The organism is Dehalococcoides mccartyi CG5 (genome assembly GCF_000830885.1).
Taxonomy (GTDB): Bacteria; Chloroflexota; Dehalococcoidia; order Dehalococcoidales; family Dehalococcoidaceae; genus Dehalococcoides; species Dehalococcoides mccartyi_B.
This window is the reverse complement of sequence record NZ_CP006951.1, coordinates 624,762-642,198: the sequence shown is the minus strand read 5'-3', so window position 1 is coordinate 642,198 and position 17,437 is coordinate 624,762. Positions and strand designations below refer to the sequence as shown.

The 17,437-nt window shown below is 49.4% G+C and carries 25 protein-coding genes; 4 read left to right on the top strand and 21 right to left on the bottom strand.

Annotation, left to right across the window (positions count from 1 at the left end; genetic code table 11):
• Positions 1-12 precede the first annotated feature (12 nt).
• The 7 genes from X794_RS03405 to X794_RS03375 form a co-directional block, all read right to left on the bottom strand.
• Complete coding sequence (locus tag X794_RS03405) at positions 13-498, bottom strand: hypothetical protein (protein ID WP_041344523.1); 486 nt, start codon at positions 496-498, stop codon at positions 13-15.
• 41 nt (positions 499-539) lie between these two features.
• Entirely contained in the window at positions 540-857 is a 318-nt protein-coding gene (locus X794_RS03400; protein WP_041344522.1) for a hypothetical protein, read from the bottom strand.
• Positions 858-912: 55 nt separating this feature from the next.
• Positions 913-1,395, bottom strand: coding sequence for a hypothetical protein (locus X794_RS03395; protein ID WP_041344520.1), 483 nt, complete (start codon positions 1,393-1,395; stop codon positions 913-915).
• Between the two features lie 70 nt (positions 1,396-1,465).
• Positions 1,466-1,801 carry a hypothetical protein gene (locus X794_RS03390; protein WP_041344519.1) on the bottom strand — a complete coding sequence of 112 codons (336 nt, stop codon included), beginning with the start codon at positions 1,799-1,801 and terminating at the stop codon, positions 1,466-1,468.
• 62 nt (positions 1,802-1,863) lie between these two features.
• The gene (locus X794_RS03385; protein WP_041344518.1) at positions 1,864-2,052 is read right to left on the bottom strand and encodes a hypothetical protein; all 189 of its coding nucleotides are present in this window, start codon (positions 2,050-2,052) and stop codon (positions 1,864-1,866) included.
• 326 nt (positions 2,053-2,378) lie between these two features.
• Positions 2,379-3,638 carry a DNA polymerase III subunit beta gene (locus X794_RS03380; RefSeq protein WP_041344516.1) on the bottom strand — a complete coding sequence of 420 codons (1,260 nt, stop codon included), beginning with the start codon at positions 3,636-3,638 and terminating at the stop codon, positions 2,379-2,381.
• A gap of 144 nt (positions 3,639-3,782) precedes the next feature.
• Positions 3,783-4,226, bottom strand: a complete 444-nt coding sequence (locus X794_RS03375; RefSeq protein ID WP_238569788.1) for a hypothetical protein — start codon at positions 4,224-4,226, stop codon at positions 3,783-3,785.
• Between the two features lie 389 nt (positions 4,227-4,615).
• Between X794_RS03375 and X794_RS03370 the strand changes: the two genes are divergently transcribed.
• From X794_RS03370 to X794_RS03355, 4 genes are all read left to right on the top strand, one after another.
• On the top strand, positions 4,616-4,894 hold the full coding sequence (locus tag X794_RS03370) for a metal-sensing transcriptional repressor (RefSeq protein ID WP_041344515.1): 279 nt from the start codon (positions 4,616-4,618) through the stop codon (positions 4,892-4,894).
• A 13-nt stretch (positions 4,895-4,907) separates the two neighbouring features.
• The gene (locus X794_RS03365; RefSeq protein WP_041344514.1) at positions 4,908-5,600 is read left to right on the top strand and encodes a hypothetical protein; all 693 of its coding nucleotides are present in this window, start codon (positions 4,908-4,910) and stop codon (positions 5,598-5,600) included.
• A gap of 169 nt (positions 5,601-5,769) precedes the next feature.
• On the top strand, positions 5,770-6,132 hold the full coding sequence (locus X794_RS03360) for an ArsR/SmtB family transcription factor (protein ID WP_041344512.1): 363 nt from the start codon (positions 5,770-5,772) through the stop codon (positions 6,130-6,132).
• Positions 6,133-6,242: 110 nt separating this feature from the next.
• Positions 6,243-8,192, top strand: a complete 1,950-nt coding sequence (locus X794_RS03355) for a heavy metal translocating P-type ATPase (protein WP_080768718.1) — start codon at positions 6,243-6,245, stop codon at positions 8,190-8,192.
• Between the two features lie 64 nt (positions 8,193-8,256).
• Here X794_RS03355 and X794_RS03350 read toward each other — a convergent pair whose 3' ends face one another.
• From X794_RS03350 to X794_RS03285, 14 genes are read right to left on the bottom strand one after another with little or no spacing between them, the layout of a single operon-like run.
• On the bottom strand, positions 8,257-8,793 hold the full coding sequence (locus X794_RS03350) for a hypothetical protein (protein ID WP_041344510.1): 537 nt from the start codon (positions 8,791-8,793) through the stop codon (positions 8,257-8,259).
• Between the two features lie 3 nt (positions 8,794-8,796).
• Positions 8,797-10,341 carry an ArdC-like ssDNA-binding domain-containing protein gene (locus X794_RS03345; protein WP_041344508.1) on the bottom strand — a complete coding sequence of 515 codons (1,545 nt, stop codon included), beginning with the start codon at positions 10,339-10,341 and terminating at the stop codon, positions 8,797-8,799.
• The gene (locus X794_RS03340; protein ID WP_041344507.1) at positions 10,341-10,646 is read right to left on the bottom strand and encodes a hypothetical protein; all 306 of its coding nucleotides are present in this window, start codon (positions 10,644-10,646) and stop codon (positions 10,341-10,343) included. Before X794_RS03340 ends, X794_RS03345 begins: the two co-directional genes overlap by 1 nt.
• On the bottom strand, positions 10,639-11,334 hold the full coding sequence (locus X794_RS03335) for a tyrosine-type recombinase/integrase (protein WP_041344505.1): 696 nt from the start codon (positions 11,332-11,334) through the stop codon (positions 10,639-10,641). The genes X794_RS03340 and X794_RS03335 overlap by 8 nt, the downstream gene beginning before the upstream one ends.
• Positions 11,334-11,807, bottom strand: coding sequence for a hypothetical protein (locus X794_RS03330; protein ID WP_041344504.1), 474 nt, complete (start codon positions 11,805-11,807; stop codon positions 11,334-11,336). The genes X794_RS03335 and X794_RS03330 overlap by 1 nt, the downstream gene beginning before the upstream one ends.
• Before the next feature lie 9 nt (positions 11,808-11,816).
• The gene (locus X794_RS03325; protein WP_012984026.1) at positions 11,817-12,395 is read right to left on the bottom strand and encodes a hypothetical protein; all 579 of its coding nucleotides are present in this window, start codon (positions 12,393-12,395) and stop codon (positions 11,817-11,819) included.
• A gap of 11 nt (positions 12,396-12,406) precedes the next feature.
• On the bottom strand, positions 12,407-12,790 hold the full coding sequence (locus X794_RS03320) for a hypothetical protein (protein ID WP_041344502.1): 384 nt from the start codon (positions 12,788-12,790) through the stop codon (positions 12,407-12,409).
• A gap of 11 nt (positions 12,791-12,801) precedes the next feature.
• Positions 12,802-13,515, bottom strand: coding sequence for a hypothetical protein (locus X794_RS03315; protein WP_041344500.1), 714 nt, complete (start codon positions 13,513-13,515; stop codon positions 12,802-12,804).
• 9 nt (positions 13,516-13,524) lie between these two features.
• Positions 13,525-14,376, bottom strand: a complete 852-nt coding sequence (locus tag X794_RS03310; RefSeq protein ID WP_041344498.1) for a hypothetical protein — start codon at positions 14,374-14,376, stop codon at positions 13,525-13,527.
• A gap of 9 nt (positions 14,377-14,385) precedes the next feature.
• Complete coding sequence (locus tag X794_RS03305) at positions 14,386-14,586, bottom strand: hypothetical protein (protein ID WP_012984030.1); 201 nt, start codon at positions 14,584-14,586, stop codon at positions 14,386-14,388.
• A complete protein-coding gene (locus X794_RS03300; RefSeq protein WP_238569787.1) occupies positions 14,573-14,902 on the bottom strand; it encodes a hypothetical protein in 330 nt (109 codons plus the stop codon). The genes X794_RS03305 and X794_RS03300 overlap by 14 nt, the downstream gene beginning before the upstream one ends.
• Complete coding sequence (locus X794_RS03295) at positions 14,903-16,156, bottom strand: S8 family serine peptidase (RefSeq protein ID WP_041344496.1); 1,254 nt, start codon at positions 16,154-16,156, stop codon at positions 14,903-14,905.
• 11 nt (positions 16,157-16,167) lie between these two features.
• Positions 16,168-16,878 carry a hypothetical protein gene (locus X794_RS03290; RefSeq protein WP_041344494.1) on the bottom strand — a complete coding sequence of 237 codons (711 nt, stop codon included), beginning with the start codon at positions 16,876-16,878 and terminating at the stop codon, positions 16,168-16,170.
• Positions 16,879-16,894: 16 nt separating this feature from the next.
• Positions 16,895-17,437: a hypothetical protein gene (locus tag X794_RS03285; RefSeq protein ID WP_052471053.1), complete on the bottom strand. Its 543-nt coding sequence runs from the start codon at positions 17,435-17,437 to the stop codon at positions 16,895-16,897.

Sequence of the window (17,437 nt, the reverse complement as noted above, 5' to 3'; positions counted from 1 at the left end):
AAGTATACTAACCTAGAACTCGAATAATGCTGGCTGTTCTGCTTCTTTCTTGGCTACCTCCTCTTTTTTCTGTTGTCGTCTTTCTGTTCGCTCTAGTTCCTGCCTTGCTGTGGTACGCCGCCGATATAGCCAATCCTTGAGACGATTCAGGTCAGTCGCTTGCTGGTTATTGAGCGAGTCTACCCGAATGTCGCGAGGAATTTCGCTCTTTTGCCAGCGGGCGTAGGTCTTACCGGCAACATACAGATAAATTTGGCTCCAGTCACTGCTCATCGGCGCGGTCAGCGAAGCCGTATTGAGATAGGCACAGGCTTCGGCATCCGTCCCTGTAGGTTGCTCTCCGTTAGTTTCTTTCATGTTTTCAGTCAACCTTTCCAATGTGATGGCATTCTTTAGCCATTCGGGGAGGCTATCTCCCCAGCCCCCCGGGTAGACGATGATAGGATCGGTTAAGGTGCCGACAAGGTCATCTATCATCAAATTAGCATTTTTGGACATAGTAACCCTCCTTTTACTCGTATATTTGTTGTGGTGATTAGCTAATACTCATCGGGGAAAAGAATAGTGGTGGCGCTCCGGTCGGCTTCGGTGATTATCCAGATAGTTGCTATCCCGTTCTTCGGAAAGCGGTCATCGTTGTAGGCCGACAGCAAACGTGTGCCTTGTTTGAGCGCCCGGTCGTTAGTCTGTTTATCCTCGTCATCCACATCTCCCCAGTCACCCTTTACGTGACGATTCAGGGACTTCTGGATGAACTGGGCAAACTCGGGGTTATCACACGCTAGGTCGAAAATGCCTCTTGAAGCGACAATCTGACCAGTATTGAAAGCGGCATTGATTACGAATAGTGTATTCATTGTTTTCTCCTTTCTAGGGTATAGTTACCCCTTCAAATATTAAGAATTGGACTTCCTAGTCCTTGAATCTGGTTATGTGCAGGCAGGCGTAGTGCGACCTAAAGTTGTCTATCGGGCTTTGCCAGAAGCCATTGCGGAAGTCCAAGAGGTAGTGCCAGTAGCCCTGGTACTCCTGCTCACGAATGGCTACGAGGTAATCGGTGAATATCCTGACGGCTGCTGACCTACTTCCCCAGAGCACTATTACACTGGGAATGTAGGTCTGGTCACTTTTAAGCCTGCTGGGATGCCATTCCAGTTGAAGCCTCTGGAGCTTCAAGTTATCCATCCAGAAGTGGCGTCCGCCGGCATCGTAAGAGCCAAGGTAGATGTCCTTCCCTTCCAGCTCTTCCAGTATCTCCATCAGGTGTTTTACGGCTTCCCGGCGTTTTTTGCGAAGTGGTATCTGGACAGCCTTCCGCCCCAGTCTCACCGTTGTAGTCGGCTCTGGTTCGGTAATCTTCACCCCGTTAAACAAGTCCATCTGACCTGTTGCCATATTTCTTTACTCCTTTCTGTTCAGATTTTAGGCAAAGTAACCCCTTCAGTTACCGGTATTGCTGACTTTATTAGCTCACCAAACTGAGCTGTTTGCCGCTGTTTACCTTCTGTCGTTCTGCCGCTACCGTTCCACTGGGTATAGACTCACGGACAGAGCTAATCGCTGAACGAACATTTCCCGGATGTGGTTGCTGGTTCCATGGCAACACTCCGCCAGTAACCCGCTCGATTTCGCTGATGAGACGGGAAAGGTGTTGGTCGATATACCCTGGCAGATTGGGGATTTTTCTGGCCTCGGTTGCGACAAGCTTCGCCTGCTCCAGAGGCTCGATAGCCTGATTGACGTATTCCTCGACCATATCCATTGCCTCATTTACCATCAGTGCATTCCACTTGATAGGCATGTTTACCTCCTTTTATTCAGTTTTTAGGCATAGTTACCCCTGCAAGAATGTGTTGGTTTGTTCTAACTCTTGAGAGCCATATTGATGGCTTCCTTGACGACATCTGACCAGCACTCCAATCCCCATTCCACGCCCTTCTTTACCTGGGCAAGAATGTCATCGGTTATCGCTTCTTCAGGGATACCTATCTCTCTGGCGCAATCAATGACATCCACTTTGCTGAGGACAAAGATAGTGTCCGTATCCGCCATAGTCGGCTTCCTCCTTTCTTTCTGAATTACGAATAAATATCTGGGAGTACCTACTCTCTTTGGTTGTGGCTCGTACTGTGCAACTGTCCCTGGGGACTTCCAAAAAGTACGCAACCTCCGGTGCTGTCCCTGCCATCGAGGACTTACGTCTATCAAGGTCTGCCTCTGCCATCGGGCATCGGTGCTCCCCGCCCTTTCAGCCACAAAAAAAGGGGTATCCGTTCCCACGCATTGGGGAAACGAATACCCCTAAAAAAGCAAAAAAGCGGGGTCTCCCCCGCTTTCCTGCGTTGGCTGTTTTCTGAGTTCAAGCGTTCAGTTTTGGCTTATGCTACGGCGACTGGTTCTTTTGCCTTGCTTCGCTTCCGCTTCGGCTTCTCGGCTTTGATAACGGCTTCGGCTTCGGCTACCGCATTGGCTTTCTCGGCTTCGCTTACCATCTCGGCTTCTGGCTCGGTAGTCTCGGTGTTCTCGGCGGGTTCGGTTTCTACCTTGACTGGCTCGGCGGCGGATGTCTCACCTTTCGGCTTCTGGCTTTCACCCGCAAACATCGGCATTACCACAAGCTCATAGTCGGGAGAGGTAAAGAGCATTGGAGACTGGCTATTGACCAGTTTAAGCTCTACCATCCCGCCACAAGCTCTTAAGGCGTCAGCAAGGTAACTGCCATCCAGTCTTATCTTGCCTTCGCCCTGTGTATCGGCGGGTATCTCTGCCGTTCCCTTATCATCGGGACTGGACATCGTGAGCTTGCCATTGCCGATTGTGAGGTCTATCGGGTATGCCTTGCTGTCGGACAGGACTTTGAGTGAGCTTACCGCTCTGATTGCCTCGTTAGTATCAAAGCTAACAAAGGTGTTGAAGTCGGCGGGTATGAGCTTCTCGTATTCGGGAAAGTTTCCATCAGCCCCCCGCCATTTGTAGCGGATTAGCTCCGTGTCCAGAACAAGGCTCATTCCGTCAAGGCTTTCCCCGCTTTTCTCAAAGCCCACCCTCACCCTGTATGCCCTTCGCAGGGCACTGATTACACCCCTTAGCTCATCCCGATTTATCAGGACTTGCCCCTCATCACCGTCAAAGTCCAGCTTCACCATCGCAAGTCTGTAACCATCGGCGCTTACCATCGTGAGCTTGCCGTCTGCCACCTTAAAGAGAACACATTGTAAAACAGGTCTGTTATCCTCTTTAGCGGTAAACGGCACTACCCTTGACAGTGCTTCCGATAGCTCCAGTGCTCCGAGGTTAGGCTTGACGGCATTGGAAGGGCTTACCCTGACATCGCAGAGCGTCAAGGGTGTCTTATCACCCACCCAAGCCATATCGTCAAGGTAACTGGTATTTGCTCCACAGACCACCTTCAGTCTTTTATCGGCAACCCGCAACCCGCTGGCATCGCCGTTAGACGAGGGAACGACTTTTACAACGTTACTCCCGCCTAATGACTTAATGTAGGTAAGAAAGCCTTTACGCCCTATCGTGAAATCCATAAGCACTACCCTTTCGGCTAATGCCCTTGATAGAGCGTTTACCAGTATCGCCTTGTGAGCACAAAAGCCCTCACCTGAACGCTTGCCCTCAATATTCAATTGTTCTATTTGAACACCCCCTATTGACTATCCGACAGTGGGCAAGGCTATCGGCTTCGTCTAGTAGTAAGCTACCGATAACCCGCAATTCGCTGGCATTATCGGTGCTCCCACTATATATATTGGTAAGAAGGTGTCCAACGTCTACATTGCCAGTAAAGTATTTTGCTCCCGTTTTCTAAATCTCCAGAGGTATTGTCTATCCGTCTTGCCCAGAGTATCGCCGTTCCTCATCTTGTGAGCTATCTGGATTAGCCTGTTCGGGCAACTGAGAAGGAAAGTTCGGGCGTCAAGCCAAGCTCCAATATCAATCGCCTTGTCATCGGCTATCGTATCCCCAAGCTCGGTTACGTTCCCTTCACTATCAGTTATCGGCTTTGACAGGCTTTCTATTTTGATAGCCTTTTGGCACTGACGGTATAAGTCCTCTGACCGGCATTTTTGCCTTTGCTTCTGGCTACAGCTTCCGCAATCAAGCCCATTAGTGAGCCTGTATTGCTTCCGCCAGTAGAGAGCGACCACACAGCTTGCGACACGGCACATCATCGCTTCACTGAATGGCTTATCGCCGTCTCTAGCCCTCGCCATTGCTAATTCCAGTATGATACTATGTCTGATGTCCCCCCTATCCTGTGCAGGCACTTTGTGTTCAAACCTTTGGGCGGTGCGAAACCATTGTGCCCATTCGCCGTTAAGTCGGTCATAGGATAGGGGGTTCTCGTCTTGTGGACAGCATAAAGTAGTTACCACGCTTAAACCCCCTTTTCATTCGGGCAAGCGTTCAAGTCAGGGCTTTTTAACTCCGTATTCTGTTGTTAAAGTGCTTCGTGTTTTGTGTGTGATTAGCTTCATTTTCCAACAAAAATACATAAGGTAAAATTTCAAGAACTAGCTATATAACCGTCCCTCTCCCCAGAAGCAAGAGCAATTGAATAATCAAGCTTTTTATGCAATAATATCCCCCTAGGGGGGATATTATGAGTAAGACACACACCCACAAGCAAACGAGATCTGTTATTAACCGTCTTTCAAGAATTGAGGGGCATATTCGTGCTATCAAAGCTATGCTTGAGGAAGAGCGACCCTGTCCTGAGATACTGATTCAATTAGCAGCTGTTAAGTCAGCGATTACTAAAGCCTCCAGGTTAGTCCTTGAAGATCACATGGAATCCTGTCTGTACCAAGCAACCAAGGCAAACGCTCCGGAAAAGGAATGGAATAGTTTAAAAGAAGCACTTGGTAAATATGTAATGTGAGTAAGGCGGAAAAATGTTTAATCCAACATACATTGGAGTGATATTATTGGGTCTCTTACATGGCTTTGAGCCAGGACATGGCTGGCCAGTTGCTGTACTATACGCGATGAAAAGAAAGAATCCTATCTTTAGTGCAACTGTCAGTTCATTGGTCATTGGACTAGGTCATCTGGTATCGTCGATAGCGGTCGTTGTCGCATATGTTTTGCTACAAAAGTGGTTAAATTTTGACGCACCGTGGTTAAAGTATGTCGCTGCAGGTTTGTTATTAATTTTAGCTGTCAGGTTATACATGGAAAAGTTCGACGATCTTAAAAACCAGCACGGTCATACTCATCCGGATGCACGAGAAATAGAACATGAACACGAACATGAGCACCCGGGACAAGCTCCGCATACCCATAATCATAAGCATGGACCAGTAGTTGTACTGAGTCTCTTAGGATTAGCTTCGTTTGCTTTTATTCTTGGTTTTGCTCATGAGGAAGAAATTGCCTTACTCGCTTTAGTAGCAAGTGGGCTTAATGCATGGGTACTAATGATGTCCTACGCAGTATCAGTTTTGATAGGGCTTATGGTAGTAACTATTCTTGGCGTAAAAATTTATAAAATGTTCCAGCCTAAACTCGCACGATTTGAAAAATACGTACCGAAGATTAGTGCTGCAATTCTCGTTATAATGGCTATCTTGATAATTATATTGTAAAAAATGATCTATGGCTCTGAAGGGAGTCTCCTAGAGTCCCATTTACCCAAAATGTGACATCAATAGTTAGTATTGAACGGTAGACGGGACCAAGTTCATTAAGATTGACGTGCATGTTAAAAAGATGCAATAATATATTAGCAACTACGCAGATGTTAAGGGGTGCACTATGATGGTAAAGGCTGAAGACAAGTGCGAGGTATGGGCGGTTGACGAAGAAAAAGTGTTAAAGGCGAAAAAGGGACTACCACCCGATGAGGCATTTACCGTGCTGGCTGAGACCTTTGGAGCTTTAGCGGATTCCAACCGGGCCAAAATCCTGCATTCCTTGCTGAATCAGGAACTCTGTGTATGTGATATCGCTTGTGTCGTTGGGATTTCTGAATCGGCCATATCCCAGCACCTTCGAATACTGCGAACGCTCCGTCTGGTTAAGCAACGAAAGCAAGGCCGGATGATGTACTACTCACTGAACGACGATCACATCCGGCAACTTTTAGAAATATGCCTGGAACACACAAGGCATTCTTAGCATGTTCCATCTTTTTTACTGATTTATAGGTTGAGTATCGAACAGGATTATTAAGTATAGGTTGTTTCGTGGGTAAGTGATGCAGGGGAATACAGAAAGAGGAAGGATTAATGACCACTAAACCTGTAGTCAACGAACAAGTAAAAACTTGCGAACATGGCATATCCGGTTATTGCTCTAGATGCGCCGAAGAGGAGTTTAACATACCAAAAGAGTTAACTTTCATCGGTAGTGCTCTGCTTCTTTTTATTCTTGGAATGGTTTTTAATAATGCACTCCATAGCACGCCATATAGTTGGGCTGAGTATGCCGTGTTATTGAGTGCGTATTTCCTGGTTGGCTGGCGGGTGGTGTGGACTGCTTTGCGCAACCTTACACATGGAAATGTTTTTGATGAAAATTTCTTGATGACTGTAGCCACGGTAGGTGCCATTGCTATTCACCAACTTCCTGAAGCGGTTGCCGTGATGTTATTCTACAAGACGGGTGAATTTGTTCAAGAGCTCTCTGTAAGCCGTTCTCGCCGGTCGGTAAGAACACTACTCGACGTGCGGCCTGATTATGCTAACTTAAAGACGGATACAGGGCTGGAAAAAGTATCTCCCGACCAGGTGAAGGTGGGCGATATCATTATCGTAAAACCCGGTGAGAAGATACCTTTGGATGGGGAAATTATCGACGGTCAGACACTACTGGATACTTCAGCGCTTACTGGTGAGTCTGTCCCCAGAAGCGCAAAATCCGGCGAGCAGGTACTGGCCGGAATGATAAGCAAGACCGGCATGATCACCATCAAGGTGACTAAACGATTTAGTGAATCGTCGATAGCCCGAATATTAGAGCTTGTAGAGAACGCGGCAGCAAGGAAAGCGCCCACGGAGAAGTTCATCACCACCTTTACCAGATACTACACACCTGTGGTTGTATTCGGTGCTCTTCTTGTAGCTGTTGTCCCACCGCTCTTTATTCCTGGAGCCACCTTTTCCGAGTGGATATACCGCGCTCTCATTTTGCTGGTAATTTCCTGCCCTTGTGCGCTTGTTATCAGCATTCCACTGGGTTATTTCGGGGGCATCGGCGGAGCTTCTCGCAAAGGAATATTAATTAAAGGATCCACCTACCTCGACGCTCTCACAGCGGTGAAAACAGTTGTCTTCGATAAGACGGGCACCTTGACCAAAGGCGTGTTCAAAGTTACCAATGTAGTTACCCGAAATGGATTCAGTCAGGACGAACTGCTGCGCTTGGCCGCGGAAACAGAAGTGCACTCTAACCATCCGATAGCCCAATCTATACTCGAAGCCTACGGTAAAAAGGTTGACCCTTCAGTAGTCAGAGATTACCAGGAAATTCCCGGTAATGGCGTAAGAGCGCAGGTTAACGGACAGATTATCATGGCTGGTAACGACCGCCTGCTCCATAGCCAGAACATCAAGCATGACGATAATGACTGTTGCGTCGAAGGGACCGTGGTTCACCTGGTCGTTGGTGGTAAATATGCTGGTTATATCACTATCGCAGATGAAGTTAAAGAAGACGCTGCCAAAGCTATTAGTTCTCTAAACAGATTAGGCGTGAAACAAATGGCGATGCTAACCGGGGATAGCCAGGTAGTGGCTGCCTCTGTCGCCAAGCAGGTGGGTATAGACATCTTTTATGCTGGCTTGTTGCCTGAGGATAAAGTACAAGCTCTGGAGAAGATGAAAAACACTACCCAGGAGAAAGGAAAAATTGTCTTTGTGGGTGATGGTGTCAATGATGCTCCGGTGATAGCTCGTGCAGATATCGGAGTCGCAATGGGTGGTCTCGGTTCTGACGCTGCCATTGAGACAGCTGATGTAGTGATAATGACCGACGCTCCATCAAAACTACCCCAGGCAATAGAGGTCGCAAAGAGGACCCGCACTATTGTCTGGCAGAACATTTTAATGGCATTTGCGGTAAAAGGAATTTTTATTGCATTAGGTGTAGCCGGAGTAGCGACAATCTGGGAGGCGGTCTTTGCTGATGTCGGTGTTGCAATGCTAGCCATTTTGAATGCTACAAGAGCGATGAGATAAAAAACCAAATCATAGAGTCGGGTAAGATAAAATTACGCGGACGAATCTATCATGTTATGTTTTGCTAATCGGGCTTCTTCATGTGGCTGGGGCCGATTTCCGGATATAGCGTGAAGAGTGGATTAGACCAGAGTTCATCCCCTGCTTCAATACCCGTTTTTGTAAGTCGGTAGTAAGTCCGCTCCGGAGCCGAAGGGTAGTTATCCTGAATGGTTGAAGCTTCGGTTCGATTAGTAACTTCAACCCATCCCAGCCTTTTTAGCACTCCAAAGTACATCAGAAACGAATGGTACCGCATATGCGTGAACTTCCGGGATACTCGTTTCAGCTCACGCTGATAGATTTTTTCAGCTTCCTCTTCTGTGACATCGGCGCCCTTGACCACCATATTGCTAATGATTCTCTCAGCCCGCTCTCTGGCCGTAGCCCGGGCTAGAGCTTCCTTATACTCAAAGTTGATGTCAGCCTGAGCAGCGCCCCGGCTAGGGTCGATCTTTGTTGAGCCTTCCGGACCATTGCCCAGGAGATACTCACGGATAAACCACCCGCAGCCAAACGGCCGCAGAAAGCCACCCCTGGTCGGCATCAGTCGAATTACCATGAGCTAGGCTACTCCTACCATCTTCTTCGCGGTTTGCTCAAGACCATCAAATATCTTCTCTGACACCTTTCGTATGGATGACAGGTTGGCTTCGAGGACTTTCTTATCTTTGGACCAGATGGCAACATAAGGGAACGAACGGGCACCGGTATCAAAACCAAAATGAGCACCGATAGTAAAAGCCACACTTTCAGCTATGGTCTCGGCATCGCTTCGCGGTATACGGAATACTCCTTCAGAGTAATAATGAGCGACCTCGTGAAGCAGTGTTTTTAATTGCTGAGCGCGTGATTCTTCGGGTCTAACCCAAATAGTTTTCCCGACGTAGAAACCTTTAATATCCGGATCCTGGTTTGGCTTTGACTCAAAACTGACTTCAAGCCCTTGCGATTCTGCCAGGTGCATAACCTGCTCAAATAGCTCTCCATTCGCCTCACCGGTAAGAGACGGCACTTCAACCTCGGGCAAGGGTTTCCCTTCCGTTTGACTAACATCGAAGACATAGACAACTTTGAAATAGATAGGGCGGATCTCTGTTTGCTCGTCCTTCTCTTCCTCCTCTGCACCACTGATTCCAGTTTCTGAGAGCTCGGACTTTTTCCCCTTTGGCGGCATACATGGAGCCAGAATAGCAATTCCCTTTTCGCCTTTCTTAACCCACCGATACAAATCTTTCCAGGTGCTAAAACCAGCGACACGGGTGGCTTCTGGTTTCTGCAGCATGATGAGTATCAGATTACCGATACTGTAATCGTGAAACTTGGACATGGTAAGCAGGAATGTTCGGAAGTTTTCGCTCTGCTGGATGCCGTCAACACCTTCTTTCAGCCTTTTCAGGACATCATCTATCTTTCGCTCTTTCGTTTCGGGCTCTACGGTAAAACTGTAATCCGGCACCGGAGCACCAAACCAGCTAAGCAGGTGATAATCCCGCGGTGAGATCTTCTCGCACACTTCACATTGACGGCCTGAAGTGGCGCAAAAGTCACATTCACCCTTGGAAGTCGGCTTACTCACTCGGTTGTAAACGGGGGTAGCCGCATAACTACCTGCCGGAAGTGTTTTCGGTGAGTCGTCTGACATATCACGGACCATATCTTTAACCACGCCTACCATCAAGAACCCCATTAAAGTAAATCCCGCAAAGGAAATCATGGCGGGGACCCAGGTTGGCTCTGCTGGTACTTCCTGAAGAACCAATATCTCCAGCGTGACCTGACTACCAACTTCAATCCCCTCCATCTCACCGGCATTAACCTCAATAAAATACCGACCAGGCACAGTTGAATGCACTTGGTATCCGGGCTGAATACTACGGTAAATCTCGGTGACCCCCAGGTCCTCAGAGAGGAAAGCAATATCCAGCGGGAAAAGCATTGGTTCGGTGGTAACGGTTATCTCCTGTGCAAAGCCCAAGTCGAAAAGCATACCGGTACCGACATCTATTCCTGAAATGCCACCAAGCCCCTGTACTAGCTCCCAATACGTGCTGGACAGGGAAGCCTGCCATTCTTTATCTCCAATCGTTATTTTGACCTGCCCTGCCATTAGTGCCTCCCGGGCATTCTCTTTACGCCGTTAATTTTTCCTTCCAAGCTCATTTGCCTGGACTCGTAATCCGATGTTCCGATGTCCGATCCGCCAAACATCGCCACATCAAAATTCTTGTGCCACCGGGCGGAAGCCTTAAAATCTGTTTTCTCCTCGAATTTTTTACCGCGGGAAACCTTTGGCTTCATACCAGGGGGACATACAGCGGACATACCTTTGAGGAAAGACTCACTGGTGGTATCTTCCCGGTAGTTTATCGGGGCGTTAATCCCGAATTCTTCGTGACTGGCATATTTACCCATCCTGTTTACCTCCTTGCCACAGCTTTTCGTACCATTCTTTCTGCTCCTCACCCGATACCTTGCGGTACTTCATGGTAGTGGTGATACTCTGATGCCCCAGGTGTTCTTGAAGCAGCCTGATACCGTCTCCCGAGTCATCCAATTTAACTGCGTGCACCGCGAAAGCGTCACGCAGTTTATGAGGGCTGACGTTGTGTATCTTGCCGCTTTCCGGGTTAATCAAGCGAGGTAGTCTGGCTTTTTCGGCGCATTCTTTCACTATCTGCCAGGCCCGGTGGCGGGTTAAATCAAAGAGCTGTTGATTCCCTTTCTTGGAACTGGCGCCGCCGCGCTTAATATATTCCTTCAGCATTCCCAAGGTGTCTGTATCCAAAGGTATATTGCGGAACTTGCGATGCTCTTTTTCATCGGCAACCGCTTTCTCCACCTTCTGCCCACAAACCGGGCAAAACTTGTGTCCTTTCCCCAACCTGGCGCTGCATTTCGGGCAAGAGAGCTTAATTCGCTGCTTCAGGTGCTGGATGGTTACCAAGCCCTGTTTGAAGTCGATGTCGCTTACCTTGATCCCCAAAGCCTCGGAGACACGGCAACCAAGATGAAAGAGCAAACGGATTAGCAGCCTATCTCGCAGGTATTCCGCTGACTGCTCAAGCCTTTCAACCTCCTCCGGTTCCAGGTAGGCTTTCACTATTCCTCGACTCCCTCACCCATTTGCTGAGTCATCGGCATTATCATTCCCATCATCATCAACATCATTACCATCGGCATCATTGACGAAAACATATCCCCACCGCTGGTATTACCGGAGACGATGATGACGTTATCCTGCTCCGCAATAGCACTGGTATCCTCAATCCAGACCCTTAAGCCATAGGTACCATTCTCAATGCCACCCAGGGATTTAGCAATGAGTATGAAATCCACCGTGGCGGTTCCATCAGCCGGTGTGGAAGAGGCCGGCAGCTGGACATCAGCCTGTCCCACGCACGCGCTAACCATGTGCTTGCCGAAGAGGTTTGTGTAATAAGGACCAGCCAGCAGCTTTACGGTGGTGTTCACACCGATGACGTACTTGAAGGAGACGGTCACCCGGACCTTATCCCCTACGTTGAACGTTCCCGGCTCAAGCGCCATCGGTGTAAAGACTATTTCAAGTGCCATGCTCTACTCCTACACCTTGGCAAAATCTGCAATCATGAACTCACTGATGGTCGGGTCTTTGCCCACAATTAGCAGGGCTTGCTCATAACCAAACAGGGTTTGAGGAACACCCGGTGAGCCGCCGTATATCTTGCAGTAGATGTCGTCCCAGTCATTGCCCACATTCGTGGGCAGAGTGAACGTATATGAGTCAGTTACCTGGGTCGGCGTCGTATACTGGGGAAGGCTCTTCGAGTTCTGCCCCACCATCTTCTCATCAAAGCCGAATAATCCATAGACTCCGATGGAGTAATAACAGATGGCGCTGCTGATTGCCGGTCCCGAATACTTGAAGGACATGTTTATCCTGAGCTTTTCCCCCGGGGCCAAAGTTACCTGCTTCGGGGCCGGATTCATATAGCCCAAGGGGATATAGATGCCGCCCGCCAGGGTATAGAACTTGTGGCTATCCGGGTCATAAAAAACACGTTCCCCGGTACGCGGGTCAATATACCAGCCAGCCGCGGACGGCTCCGGCATTTGTCCCTGAGCACTTTCTTGGAGAGCCTTAAACTCTCCGAGCTCTATAGACAGTGTTTTCAATTTCATGGTGTGCCTCCTTACACTTTGTAGAAGTCTGCTATCTTAAACTCGCTCACCTGGGGGGTCAGCGCCGACAGGTTGATGGTTTTCGTCATCTCGTCATCGAAATGCCAGTAGCCGTCGGCGCCATACCAGTAGCTATAGGCATGGATAATCACCCGGGCATCCGGCATCACGAAGGACCCGCTGAATGAATGGACCGCACCGCCATCCACATTCGCCCAGTTCTCTGGAACATCAATGCCTGGCCACGGAGAAACGCCATATTCCAGTGCGCCCCCGACCATAATAGATATCACTCCTGAGTAAGTGTTTTTTACCCGGACAGTTATATCCACCCGGTTGCCCGAAGTCGCCTCGCTGGGAGCTACTATCTCGATAATATCGGCGTACTGTGCCACGGAATTTCCTCCTAAGCCGGGTAAGTAAGCTGCAGTGTGTACGTTACTTTCAACTGACCTGTATTCGGGACATTGACGCCACCCGCCAGCAAATCGCGGCACATCATGAAAGTAGCCGAAGAGTTGTCGTAAGTTCCCTTTGTATACACTCCTGCTTCGTTCACAACGATTGCCCCGCCGCTGTTATTGTTGAAATACCTCACCCAGGCAACGGTCTTGGTAGTTCCGACCGTAGATATGGCAGGTGGATCAGTAGCGCTATAAGAAAGCTGGCCGGCTAGATTTCCGCTGGCTATCTTCGCCCCTAAGGCATAACTTTCGAGGCTTTCCGGGTTACTACTGGTCCCAACAACGATTCCAAAAGTGTCAATCCCGGCACCAGCATAAATACCGTTAGTCAGGTTCACGTAAATGCTCGAATTACTGGCGCCGCCACTGGATAAACCAGAAGCAGGTTGTGTGGTGGTATCTGACCTAGTGGATCCGCCAGTATCAACAATTGCTAACCCAACCGCTGAATCACCTGGTACCGCCGCAGCCTGGCAGACCATCAGGTTATAAGCGTTTCTCACCCAGCTATGGCTTCTTTGCTTCGAGTGAAAAGTGATCCGATTTCGCTTATCCCGGACCTCGAACTCCCAGAAAGCCTCCGGAAGCAGAATATGAAGCTTCTTGGCCAGCTTCCTCATTTCTTCGTATTCGGTTTCTAAAAACATTTCAGTCATCGTAATCTCCTACGCGTAAACCAATATCCATGCCCGGGTACCTAAAGGCTGGATAAAACCACCGCTAATACTAGAGGCCCGCGCCCTTATCCAGTAGAGGGTTAATCCGGCGAGTGTATCAGTTGCCCAGTCTGAAGGGCGAACGAAAGTGAGCCAGCCCTTTCCCGCCGTTTTCCAATCGCTGGTACTGTTGTGTTTAATTGTCAGTGTTCCCCATGTCCCGGCGCCCCTGGAATACTCATAGGCAAGGGTGTAATTAGCGCCTGCCTGTCCAACCAGGACAGCGATTGCATCAAAAAGCCCAGAATGTCCCATGGCACAGTAATCATTGATAGAGCCATCGGCCGGGAGAAGCGTTATATCGTTTCCCGTATCATCATTTGCCTGGGCGGTCTCATCGCTGTCGCCGACGTCATCGTTATGGGATACTGCCCCGCCGACAGGATTTACCATAGTCGCCAAGACTTCCCTATTAAATACCGGAGCTGGAATGCCAAGGACTGGAGAGGAAGAACCCCCACCGCCCGGACCAGTTATATGAGCGATGCTCATTGCTGGCATTGGCATGGACAGGTCAAATGCAAGCGCCCGGTTGGCTGAACCAGTCAGATACTGCACCAGACTCTCAATATCCTGCCAGACCGGCGATAGCCCGGGTCCGCGACTTCTCAAGAAGTTATACCCCTTACCGGCATCCGCCAGCAGCCTTTCGAGGATGTCGTTCCCACGAAAGGCAATATCGCCGTGATTCATTGATCCGGCAACGCTCTTAAGATTGACCATTCCCTTTGCCTGCCAGTCTTTATCGGTGTCTATTTCAAGCTGGGAAAGTCTGGCGACTCCCTTAAGCAATAAGCTCATTGCTACTCCTTAACCCTTATCTCCATCGTCCCAGTTGCGTTTGACGACCTTGGCGAATATCATGCTACCGAAACTAACCACCAGCGCTCCGCCCGTGATAATGCAATAGCCGTAGTCAGCCCCCGTAGCCCACTCTGTAACGACCCCGGCAACCGTGATACAGCAACCCACGGTTTCCAGTCCTATGGCCAGGTTTCTACTTAGTTTCATCAAGTTCTCCCCCGTTTGAGCGATTCTTCTTATCTGCTAACGATCCTTCCTGCAGCGTGGAGCCAGTAGAATAGAGTCCGCTGGCTGCCATACCGGCGATGATGCCATTGAATAATGCGGCTACCCAGTCCGACATGGCGCTGACGCCGAGCGCCCAGCTGGCGACCAGGTTAATCACCAATCCCATAGCAACCGCCAATAAAGGATAGTATCTGGTATCTGAGACAAAGGGTTTGAAAAGCTGGACCAGTCCCAGGATTAGCGGTACGCCGCCCAGGGCAACCAGGGATTTTACTAATTCGCTGTCTGCCATCATTTACACTCCTACCATGCTCGCCATCATAGCCATCATCATGAACATGGGAAATACTTCTGTACTCTGTTGCGCCGTTGAATCGGTTTGAGATACCTGTCCCAGCATCGAGCCCATCGCCGGAAGCCCGAAGCCATAGACGTTATCTTTATTGACTGGAGCATCCTGCGGCTTGGTTGAAAAATAGGGAGCCAGTTTCTTGGCCTCTCGCCAGCTGAATACCCAGGCTTCTCCGTATGCCCGCCTTCCACTCTCCCAAAGTAGACCGGCCAGCCCAGACAGCATGGGAGCGGCAAAACTGGTGCCCGACTTCACAAGATACTCGTCGTCTTTTTGATGACTCGCCATTTCAAGGTCAGTGCCCCAGATAACAAAATCGGGTTTGGTCTCACCCTGTACCGTTGGTCCGCGGGATGATTTTTCCCAAATAGCCAATTCGCCGTTGGTTTCCACTGCACCGACTGCGATGACTTCTGGGTCACAGGCTGGGAGCATAACCGTAGTCATTTTCGGACCGGAGTTTCCTGCAGCGGCAATAACATCCAAACCGTATTCAGTGCTAGCCTTGCGGCAGGCTGCTCTCACCGGATTGTCTGCATCACCGTCGTCCTCACCTCCCAAGCTGAGATTAATGATGTTGGGATATAAATCATCGGTTATCCAGAGCCCGTTCTTTCTCGCTTGCTCGGCCAACCCGCAAACACGCTCAATTCCCATGACGATACCTTCATCACTGCCAATGCCATCGTCATTGATTACCTTGATATTCATGATGGAAGCGCTTGGAGAGACACCGGCTTTCTCACCTATGGCATGCATACCGCCGGCAATGATGAAGGCAACCTGCGTCCCATGTCCGAAGACATCATCGGCAGTTGGCGAATCTGTAAAATTAGCCTCGTAGACGACTTTGCTTCTTAGAGACTGATGGGTTTTTCTGACACCGCTGTCTAACACAGCTACGGTAAGACCAGTCCCAGTTAGCGGCGGATTGAAGTAAGAGCGTAGTAAATAAAATACATCCGAAAGGCTCTCAACCGGTGCCACTTCACTCAGCACCTGCTCGGCTTTATAGTCTTTTATAGGCTTTAAGACAATACCTGAGACGGCTGATAGAGCTCTGATTTTTTCTTCGCTAAGCTCGCAGAAGAACTGCCCCAACAGCCTGGCAGGTTTGAAATCGGTTATGCCCAGTTTACGGATCTCCGCCTCTGCCTGGGTTGGGGTTATTCCCTTCGCGATTATTGAATATCTCATCTCGTTCTCCTTTAAGCCGGGTAAGTGAGCTGAATGGTATAAGTCACCCGCAGCTGCCCAGTAGTTGGCACAGTAATGGTGGCAGGCAACTTATCGCGGGACATCATGTAGTTCTGGTTGTACTGTCCCTGGAGGTAAGCGACGATGCCGACTTCGTTTACATTTACGTTGCCGCCACTATTGTTGTTGAAGTAGCGAATAAGGATATCCCTGAGGACTTTGGTCCCTGCATCGTAGCTTATCGAGTGCAACTCACTGGCAATATAGCTAATCTGCCCGGCACCGGTCCCGTTGGCAATCTGGGTCTGCAGGGTATAGTCTTCAAAGCTCTCCGCATTCGTGCCCGAGCCTACCTGGATACCCTTGGTATCGACACCGGCGGCAGCACGAAGGCCATAGCTGGTTCCGTCCACCGAGTTGCTTTCACCATAGCCGAAGGGATAGGCGACTCCACGTACCGTTCCGCTGGTTTGCTTACCACTAAGCTTTCCCGGTCCGAAAGTAGCATCGTTTGAATCCTTGGCCGCCATCTGGCAGAAGAGCTGGTTGTAGGCATTTCTCACCCAGCTATGACTTCGCTGCCGGTGGTGATGTGTTATCCGTCCACTTCCATCCCTGACTTCAAGTTCAAGGAAAGCTTCAAAGGTGGGAATCTTGAGCTCTTGCCCCAGTCTTCTCAGTTGCTGATATTTTCGTTCTTTAGGTTCGCGCAATATCTCCATATCTCTTTCCCTCTACTTAAACCAGCTGAGCCGTTACGCCGATTGTGGCCACCGGCATGGTTAAGACCGGAGTAGTCTCCTGCCCACCACCAGAATGCTCTTCTGTCGTATTAAGCGTGATCCCAGGCCCGGGTATATACAGACTGCGAGAATCCGTAAAGCCACCTCCGGAATGATCCTCGGCGATACCCATCGATAACGCCGGCGCCAGGATAATTAATGACGGTGGGACTATCACCCGGTTTACTGCCCCGGTCAGGTAGATAATCAAGCTTTGTATATCCAGCCATTCTGGTTCGAACTGGCCGCTGTTTTTCATATGAAGAAAGTTGTAGCCGACACCGTAGCTCGGAGCTAACCTGACCGCCTCGCTATCGCCGCGATACAGGATATCGCCTCTGCCGGTCATGACCGATTGCAGGATTGCCTGTGCTTTTTTCACAGCATCGTTACTGTCAACGGCGTCTCCAAGGTTCTTGATTAATCGACCAGCCCAGTCCTTGCTGACATCTATCTCAAGCTGTGAAAGTCGATTGGCTCCTTTACTTAGCAAACTCAT